The organism is Xanthomonas axonopodis (assembly GCF_001304695.1).
Taxonomy (GTDB): Bacteria; Pseudomonadota; Gammaproteobacteria; order Xanthomonadales; family Xanthomonadaceae; genus Xanthomonas; species Xanthomonas axonopodis.
The window spans coordinates 1-8,088 of sequence record NZ_JFAQ01000182.1; the positions used below are offsets into that span (position 1 = coordinate 1).

The 8,088-nt window shown below is 61.5% G+C and carries 5 protein-coding genes, 2 other RNA genes and 1 pseudogene; 5 read left to right on the forward strand and 3 right to left on the reverse strand.

The window, feature by feature from the left end:
- Window positions 1-69 precede the first annotated feature (69 nt).
- Window positions 70-145, reverse strand: a non-coding RNA gene (locus XAXN_RS21825) — sX9 sRNA.
- 210 nt (window positions 146-355) lie between these two features.
- Window positions 356-864: pseudogene (locus XAXN_RS15825) on the reverse strand (hypothetical protein).
- Between the two features lie 218 nt (window positions 865-1,082).
- On the opposite strand from XAXN_RS15825, the gene XAXN_RS15830 reads away from it, so the two are divergent.
- From XAXN_RS15830 to xopP (XAXN_RS15850), 5 genes are all read left to right on the forward strand, one after another.
- Window positions 1,083-1,544 carry a hypothetical protein gene (locus XAXN_RS15830; protein WP_054320262.1) on the forward strand — a complete coding sequence of 154 codons (462 nt, stop codon included), beginning with the start codon at window positions 1,083-1,085 and terminating at the stop codon, window positions 1,542-1,544.
- 61 nt (window positions 1,545-1,605) lie between these two features.
- Window positions 1,606-1,681, forward strand: a non-coding RNA gene (locus tag XAXN_RS21830) — sX9 sRNA.
- A 137-nt stretch (window positions 1,682-1,818) separates the two neighbouring features.
- Window positions 1,819-2,544, forward strand: a complete 726-nt coding sequence (locus tag XAXN_RS15835) for an AraC family transcriptional regulator (RefSeq protein ID WP_054320263.1) — start codon at window positions 1,819-1,821, stop codon at window positions 2,542-2,544.
- A 687-nt stretch (window positions 2,545-3,231) separates the two neighbouring features.
- Window positions 3,232-5,376: a type III secretion system effector XopP gene (gene xopP, locus XAXN_RS22565; RefSeq protein ID WP_054320265.1), complete on the forward strand. Its 2,145-nt coding sequence runs from the start codon at window positions 3,232-3,234 to the stop codon at window positions 5,374-5,376.
- Between the two features lie 114 nt (window positions 5,377-5,490).
- Window positions 5,491-7,626: a type III secretion system effector XopP gene (gene xopP, locus XAXN_RS15850; RefSeq protein ID WP_054320266.1), complete on the forward strand. Its 2,136-nt coding sequence runs from the start codon at window positions 5,491-5,493 to the stop codon at window positions 7,624-7,626.
- A 131-nt stretch (window positions 7,627-7,757) separates the two neighbouring features.
- Here the strand turns inward: xopP (XAXN_RS15850) and XAXN_RS15855 are convergent.
- On the reverse strand, window positions 7,758-8,088 hold a 331-nt coding region (locus tag XAXN_RS15855; protein WP_167694812.1), incomplete at its 5' end, for an IS3 family transposase.

Here is an 8,088-nt window from a genome sequence, read left to right on the forward strand (position 1 = left end):
TCAGGCAGTAGTTGGGCCCGGGCCGCTCGCCAGGCAGGGACACGGCTAAGATCCCGGCGGACTTAGAGTGGCTAACGAAACGTAGCGAGCGGTCGTCAGGTGGGCGTGGACGGCGCACAGGAACCGGAGTGTACGAGGGGTACATGAGGATTCCGAGCACCGGCCGCGCCCGTCTGGCGGCTGCGCAGTAGTTTTGTTAGCCGCTCTAAGTCACCGTTTCGGCACCGAATCCTGCCCGTTGCGCCTGGAGTGCGCGCACTGCCGGACGCACGCAGCCATTACTCGACGTCGGCATTGCCGCGCGTGCGCTGCAGTTTTTCCGGTCTGTCCATGCCCACCTGACAACTGCTCAATGCTAGCCGCGCCTGGCCAGCTGGCCTTCATGTCCAGAATCTCGGCAACCGCAATCCCGAACGAGCCGGCACGCCCGGCGTCGAACGCCGCCTTCCACTCGGCATACCCGGGCAGATACGCCTGATTGGGCGCACTGTCGCCGACGTGTTCGGCAGCGCTGCGCTCCAGCGTCTGTGCAATCACCGGAATGTGCGGCAGCATGTCCAACGTGCCGTTGGGCATGCCCGCATGACGCACCTGGATGTCGCTGATGGTGACATCCAGGATCTGGCCACCCTGCGGGTGCGTATCGATCTGGTTGATCAGCAGCAGCGGCGTTTCGGCGGCACGACGCCCGCGGCAGCGCCACAGCTGGCCGACTGCATACGGTGAAGACGTCGTGGTTGAAGCGTTGGCAATGGCCATCGAAAACTCCGCGAGCAAACCGCAATGATGCAGCTTGCGTGCGACGATGGCGACCGGCTCGGCGGTGGGCGCGCTGGTATCGATGCGTCTGCCGGCGGCTGCAATGACGGATGCGGGCGACGATTATCGATCTGGAGCGTTGGCAGTTCCAATGCCATCACGCGCGCTGGATGAGCACGCTTGGACTGGGTCGATTGCAACGCCGCTGTCCGGATCATCGGCCAATGCATCCCAAATGCGATTGCCGCAGCGCACCACAGGCATGTCAAACTAGCGCATCTTCCTCTTCCCAGTTCCCTGCCAGGGCCGCAAGGACCGTTTGCATGCGCACGTCGTTCCGCCCCGCATTGTGGGCAATCGCTCTGATCTGCAGTCCCGCCTTGGGCGCCGCGTCGCGGCCTGCCGTTGCGCCTGCGCGCGCTCCGCTGGCGCTGCCTGCGTCGTCCGAGCAAGGCGGCGACGCGAGCGTGCCATTGCCGGCCGTGCTGAAATCCGGCATGGGGTATCGCGCGTTTGCGCAGGCGGTGATGGAGCAAGGCTGGCAACTGGTGGATCCCCTTGCAGCCGATAGCTGCATGGCCGCTGGCGACTGCCAGATCGAGTTCATTGCGCCCGGCGGCAGCGCGCGGCTGCGCGTGCAGGTGGGCTCACAGGCTGGCGCGGCGGTGGTGCAGAGCTGGCGTGCGCGACAGGTGCCGCTGGATCGCATCGGTCACCCGACCGCTGCGGCGGGAGATGCCAAGCCTGCACCGGCAGCAGTGGACGCAGGCAGCAACTCGCGCTAAGAGCGGCTAACAAAACTACTGCGCAGCCGCCAGGCGGGCGCGGCCGGTGCTCGGAATCCTCATGTACCCCTCGTACACTCCGGTTCCTGTGCGCCGTCCACGCCCACCTGACGACCGCTCGCTACGTTTTGTTAGCCACTCTAAGTCCTCCGGCCGCAGGCCGATCGCGCATGCGGGGTATCATGGCGCGGCAGGGGCGGATTGTTCGATCGCGCGCCTGGTTTGATGCGCCTTTCCCGGTCTCGAGCACCTTGCCCTGCATGAACCCTCTCGCATGAAGAGCATCGATCCTGCCGATCTTGAAGCGTTGTTCGATGCCGTGCCGGACGTGTTGTTCTTCGTCAAGGATCGCGAGGGCCGCTATACCCACGTCAACCAGACCATGCTGCGGCGGCTGGGGTTGAAATCGCGAAAGGAGCTGATCGGCAAGCGTGTTGCCGAGGTCTATCCCAGTGGCCTGGGCGCCAATTACGCCAATCAGGACGAGCAGGTGCTGGCCGGCGAGGTGATCGACAACCTGCTGGAGCTCCACCTGTTCGCCAACCGTGAGCCTGGCTGGTGCCTGACCTGCAAGCGGCCGTTGGTGGTGAATGGCAAGGTGCAGGGCATCATCGGCATCTCGCGCGATCTGGGCCCGCAGGATGGGCACGAATCGCAGTACGAAAAGCTGCGACTTGCGCTGGCATATCTCAACGCCAATTACGCCCAGAACGTACGCATGCAGGCTCTGGTGGAGATCACCGGGTTTTCCATGTCCAAGCTGCAACGCTCGTTCCGCAAGGTCTTCCAGCTCACGCCGCAGCAGGTGCTGGCCAAGCTGCGCCTGCAGATGGCGATGCATCTGTTGCACGGAAACAAGAGCCTAACCGAAATCGGCCACGCGTGCGGCTTCAGCGATCAAAGTGCGTTTGCGCGGCAATTCAAGCAAGCGGTGGGCATGACGCCGCGCGAATATCGTGCGTTGGCGAGTGCGCAGCAGTTTTCAACCGGAACAGGATAGCGCGCGGGCCGATCTCAACGTGCATGCGCAATACGTGGGGCAAGCCCACAAGTTCTCTTGAACTGCCTGATCAGGTGTTTTCCAAACAAGGGCTTGCCGTGGAAGCGCGTTCACCGGGGTTGCAACCTTATGTCGCGTTTCTTGGGGTTGCTGGCGTTATGCCGATCATTGAAGGGCGTCGGACGTGGTAACGGGTCTTGATCGGTGCCCAAGTTATTGGGGGATGCCTTGATCGCCTTGTCTGGTCCTTGAATAGCTGCGTGCGCAGCCGGGTCGTCTTCGTCTCGGTCACCACGCATTCGCGCAGCAGGCGAACAGCGCCGCATTCGGTGGTTTACTAAGCCAGCGATGTCACGCACATCGACAGGTGTGTCGGTCGAGCGTCTTGCGTTGAAACGACAATGCGGATTTCGCAGCACGCCTCATCCGTCATCGCATGACGAGAACGGCGGGGCGGATTCAGCAGCGAGCGACGCAGGCACTGCAACATGCAACACGATAAGGCTGGCGGATCGAGCGCCATGGCACGGGTAACGCGGTTACTGCGTGACGCATCGGCAACACGCATCGCTGCTGGCTCGCAAGGCCGGGCGTACGACACCGCCACGTTCCAGGCACATTCCGGGACCGGGGAACATCTGGACGCCGCGTGCGAGGAAATCGACTGGCAATATCGGAGGATGCACCGTGCCTAAAATTGAATCGACCAAGCAGGCCCCGCCCGATCCCGCGCAATTGATTCAAACCGCACCGACACCATCGGGTTCGGGAGCAGCCACAAGCGCCTCTGCCGACAGTGCGGCGCCCTCTGCGCAACTCGGCGGGCTTGCCATCAGGCCGCGGAGACTGGCCAGAGCCTCCAGAGCCAATCCCCCAGCGGCATCGTCTAGCAACGCCAAGGAGGTCATGGCGGCACTTTTTGCCGCGCCGTCAGTTCCGCAAGGACCAGATCTTTTCGAGGTATTGAGCAAGGCCTCGTCCAGGCTGAAACGCTTCAACGACTTGGCGCAGACCGTAGCGCCGACGGAACCGACGGATATCAAGGTCCTGGAAGCCAGACTCCGGGCCGGAGCGTCCGCGATCGAATCCGCGCGACAGGGCTTGCAGGCGCTGGCCGAGCTGAACCTGCAAAAACGCATGCCGCTAGACAACATCCAAGAACACGAGAGTTACTTGGTGTCGAATCTCGCAGTCGCCGCATCCCTGCACTACGGCGCATGCGAGAAGATGATCGATCAGAAATTGGCCACCGAATTTAGCCATGTGAATACCCAAAGGGTCGAGATGGTGGTGCTGTCCCCTGAGGCCCTCCGTCTGCAGCAACCGGAACCATGGCTTGCGCTGCGCGCTCAGCTTCTGAATGCCCTTGCAGCGATGGAGGAGGTTTGCCAGCGCATCAAGTCACCGATGACGGGTCAGGGGCCGCATAAGGCGCTCAAGGTCAATCTCCTGGTCGTCAGGGCGGTGATGGGCTCGTGCCATGAGCGGATGCAGACCGTCCGCGGAGCGCTCGTCGAAATACATTCAAGGAAACTTGCCGATGAGGCCAGCGATTGCGGCCTGCTCCAGGTGCTTGACGGACTGAGGCAGCTCCAAGAAATCGACAACCTTCACCATGCTGAGGTGGGCGAGGCGCTCAGTCATTTGGTCCAGGTCCATATCGAACGCATGTCCTCAACAGAGCATTCGCTCACACCAGAGAGGCTGGCCCTGTGCAAGAACTTGCTTGTCGAATACGCCGAGCTGCGCGGCCGTGCAGCCACGCAGCTGTGTACGGATGCCGCCGCGCTCATCGAAGAAGAGGGGCATGCCAGAGATCATCTATGGCCAACGATGCTCGACCTTGCACAGGCGCTTACCGACCAACGCCAGGCAATTGTTGATCTGTGCCAGTTCGCCGTGCAGGACAGACAGCTGACTGGCACGCCAGCGTCTTCGCCCGAACAGGTACCGGCGTCAATCACCCCAAGCGTGCCGACAACGGCAGCAGGCAAATCGAGCAGGTCGCGCAAGGGGCGCACGCACACGCCTGGTGCTTCCAGCTCGGCGGCAGTGCCCGCGCAGCGGGTCGTCGATGAGCGCAGCGCAGCGCAAAAACAGGCCGACGAGGTACTGAGAAGCGCCCCCCTGGAGTCGTTGCCAGTGGCAGAACTCGGGGGAGATTTCATCGCGCTCGCCAAGCGTCTTGGCAAGGACACCACCGATGTAGAACGACTGATCGGCGACTCCAGACATGACGCGGCGACGGCCTTCGATTTTGCCAGGACCCGCATGCAGGGCTGGTTCGGATCGAGTGAGCGTCTGCTGCAGTTCAAAAGCAAGCTCCGTGCAGGAGACGAACGCATCGAACAACTCGACACGCGGCTGCGTCTTTTCCAGAGGATCGAGCACGATTTCGAACGGCGCCAAGCCGATGCGCTCAAGACCGATCCGCAGCCACGTGCGCCACATCTGGAGCGCCTGTTGGCGATGAATGGGCTGGCACGCATCACGGCGCCAAACCTGCTTCGTTCGGAGGGCGACCGTGGCGACCGTGGCAGGCTATTCGAAGTGCGTATCGAGCACACGCCGCAGTCCAATGGAGATAATCCCGCGCCCTGGTTCGTCCACATACACACCGACAAACCGGTGACCCCCGCTGGCCTGCGCGCGCTTCACTACAAGGATTTGACCGCCGTCCACCTGAAGACGGCCAGGGAGGTCAACCTGGGTGCACGCTGGGAAGAGATGATGCGCGCCCTCGGAAATACCGAGGCCAAGGTGCACCGGGCAACCATCGGCTCCAAGCTGCTCGGTCAACTCTGGGCGGCTGGCACTGGTGGGCAGGGATAGCCACGGCGGCCAACGTCCCGTCGCATACCCAGACAACCAGGTCTCGCGTCTGCCGAGAACAGGCACATCAGGGCGTCATGTGTGGCAATTGAATGACAATATCGGAGATGCACCGTGCCGAGAGTTCGAGCGACCAACCAAACTCCAGTGGATCCCGCGCAGTCCAATCAGCCAGCGGCGGCGCCACAGGATGCGGCTACAAACGCGAGCGTGTCTAACGACATAGTGGCGCCCTCTGCGCAGCTCAGTGGGCTTGCCATCAGAGCGCCGAGGCCGGCCAGAGCGTCCAGAGCCAATGCGCGTGCATCATCATCCGCTAACGCCAGGGCGTTGCTCTTTACATCGGCGCCTGCCTCAGAAGGACCCGATCAGTTCGAGGTGTTGAATAGGGCCACGGCCAGGTTGCGACTGTTCAATCACCTGGTCACAAACGTAGCGCCTATGGAGTCGGCGGATATAAGATCTCTTGAAGCAAGGCTCAGGTCCGGCGCGTCGGCGATCGAATCCGCTCGACAAGGCCTGCAGGCACTGAGCGAGCTCAAGATTCAACGCCGCATGTCCTCCTCCGACATCGAAGCCCACGAGAATCGATTGGTCTCGTCTCTCGGACAAGCCGCAGCGATGAACTATGTGTCATGCGAAAAAATGATCGATCAGAAATTGATCCAGGAATTGGGTTCTGTGCTTACGCATAGCGGCGATTTTGCGCGTTTTAATATCCAAGCCATCCGACTGCAGCAGCCGGAATCGTGGCATGCAATACGCGCTCATCTTCTTGATGCCATTGCAGCGATTGAAGAGGTTTTCCGACGTATCAAGTCGCCGATGACGAATCGGGAGCCGTCCGACCATCTGAAGTCTCACCTGCGGCTCATCAGTATCACGATGGGATCTTGTTACACGCGGATGCAAACCGTTCGTGGAATGCTGTACGAAATATATGCAAGAAGACTCTCCGATCAAGCCAGAAGTTGCGGCTTGCCACAAGTAATGGATCGACTGAACTCGCTTGAAGAAATAGACAGGTGCATGGAAGTCAAGGTCGGACAAGCGCTCAATGAGCTGACCAAGATTCATCTTGAACGTTTTCTCTCAACCGAACACTCGCTGACGCCGGAGATGCTGGCCACGTACAAGAATGTGCTTGTCGAATATGCCGAGATGCGCGGCCGTGCAGCGACGCAGCTGTGTATGGATGCCGCCGCTCTCATCGAGGACGGGGGGCATGACAGAGATCATCTATGGCCAACGATGCTCGATCTCGCACAGGCACTTGCCGACCAACGCCAGGCGATTCTTGACATGTGCCAGTTCTCCGTCCAGGACAGACAGCTGATTAGCGCGCCAGCGTCTTCGCCCGAACAGGTACCGGCGTCAATCACCCCAAGCGTGCCGACAACGACAGCAGGCAAATCGAGCAGGTCGCGCAAGGGGCGCATGCGCACGCCTGGTGCTTCCAGCTCGGCGGCAGTGCCCGCGCAGCGGGTCGTCGATGAGCGCAGCACAGCGCAAAAACAGGCCGACGAGGTACTGAGAAGCGCTCCCCTGGAGTCGTTGCCAGTGGCAGAACTCGGGGGAGATTTCATCGCGCTCGCCAAGCGCCTTGGCAAGGACACCACCGACGTAGAGCGACTGATCGACGACTCCAGACATGACGCGGCAACGGCTTTCGATTTTGCCAGGACCCGCATGCAGGGCTGGTTTGGATCGAGTGAGCGTCTGCTGCAGCTCAAAAGCAGGCTCCGTGCAGGCGACGGGCGCATCGAACAACTCGACACGCGGCTGCGTCTTCTCCAGAGGATCGAGCACGATTTCGAACGGCGCCAAGCCGATGCGCTCAAGACCGATCCGCAGCCACGTGCGCCACATCTGGAGCGCCTGTTGGCGATGAATGGGCTGGCACGCATCACGGCGCCAAACCTGCTTCGTTCGGAGGGCGACCGTGGCGACCGTGGCAGGCTATTCGAGGTGCGTATCGAGCACACGCCGCAGTCCAATGGAGACAATCCCGCGCCCTGGTTCGTCCACATACATACCGACAAACCGGTGACCCCCGCTGGCCTGCGCGTGCTTCACTACAAGCATTTGACCGCCGTCCACCTGAAGACGGCCAGGGAGGTCAACCTGGGGGCACGCTGGGAAGAGATGATGCACGCCCTCGGAAATACCGAGGCCAAGGTGCACCGGGCAACCATCGGCTCCAAGCTGCTTGGTCAGCTTTTGGCGGCTGGCGCTGGTGGGCAACGGTAAAAAGGGTGCTGAGTCTGTCCTCACCAAGGAAGGAGATCTCCACAAAAAAGCCCACACAACCTGCCTGCTCACTCAACGTGCATGGCTAGCCTCGCCACCGAGGAGTGATACGGCCAGGGTTCCGTAGACACTCAAGACCCTCGTTGCGCGTAGCGCCGTTCAAACTCTACAGGGGACAGGTCGCCGGTTGAACCATGGCGGCGTTTTGGGTTGTAGAACATCTCGATATAGTCAAACACCTCGGCGCGTGCGGCGTCTTTGGTGGGGTAGACCCGCCGCCTGATCCGCTCGCGTTTGAGCAGGCCGAAGAAGCTCTCTACCGGGGCGTTATCGTGGCAGTTGCCGCGCCGACTCATGCTGCATACCAAGCCATGGGAGGCCAGGAAACTCTGCCAGTCCTCGCTGGTGTAGACCGACCCTTGGTCCGAGTGAACCAAGCCGCCCGATGCGGGTTTGCGCCGC

What these genes read in the sequence shown, in the direction of transcription:
- XAXN_RS15830 (WP_054320262.1), top strand. Translation starts at nt 1,083, where the DNA reads ATGCGCACGTCGTTCCGCCCCGCATTGTGGGCAATCGCTCTGATCTGC.
- XAXN_RS15835 (WP_054320263.1), top strand. Translation starts at nt 1,819, where the DNA reads ATGAAGAGCATCGATCCTGCCGATCTTGAAGCGTTGTTCGATGCCGTG.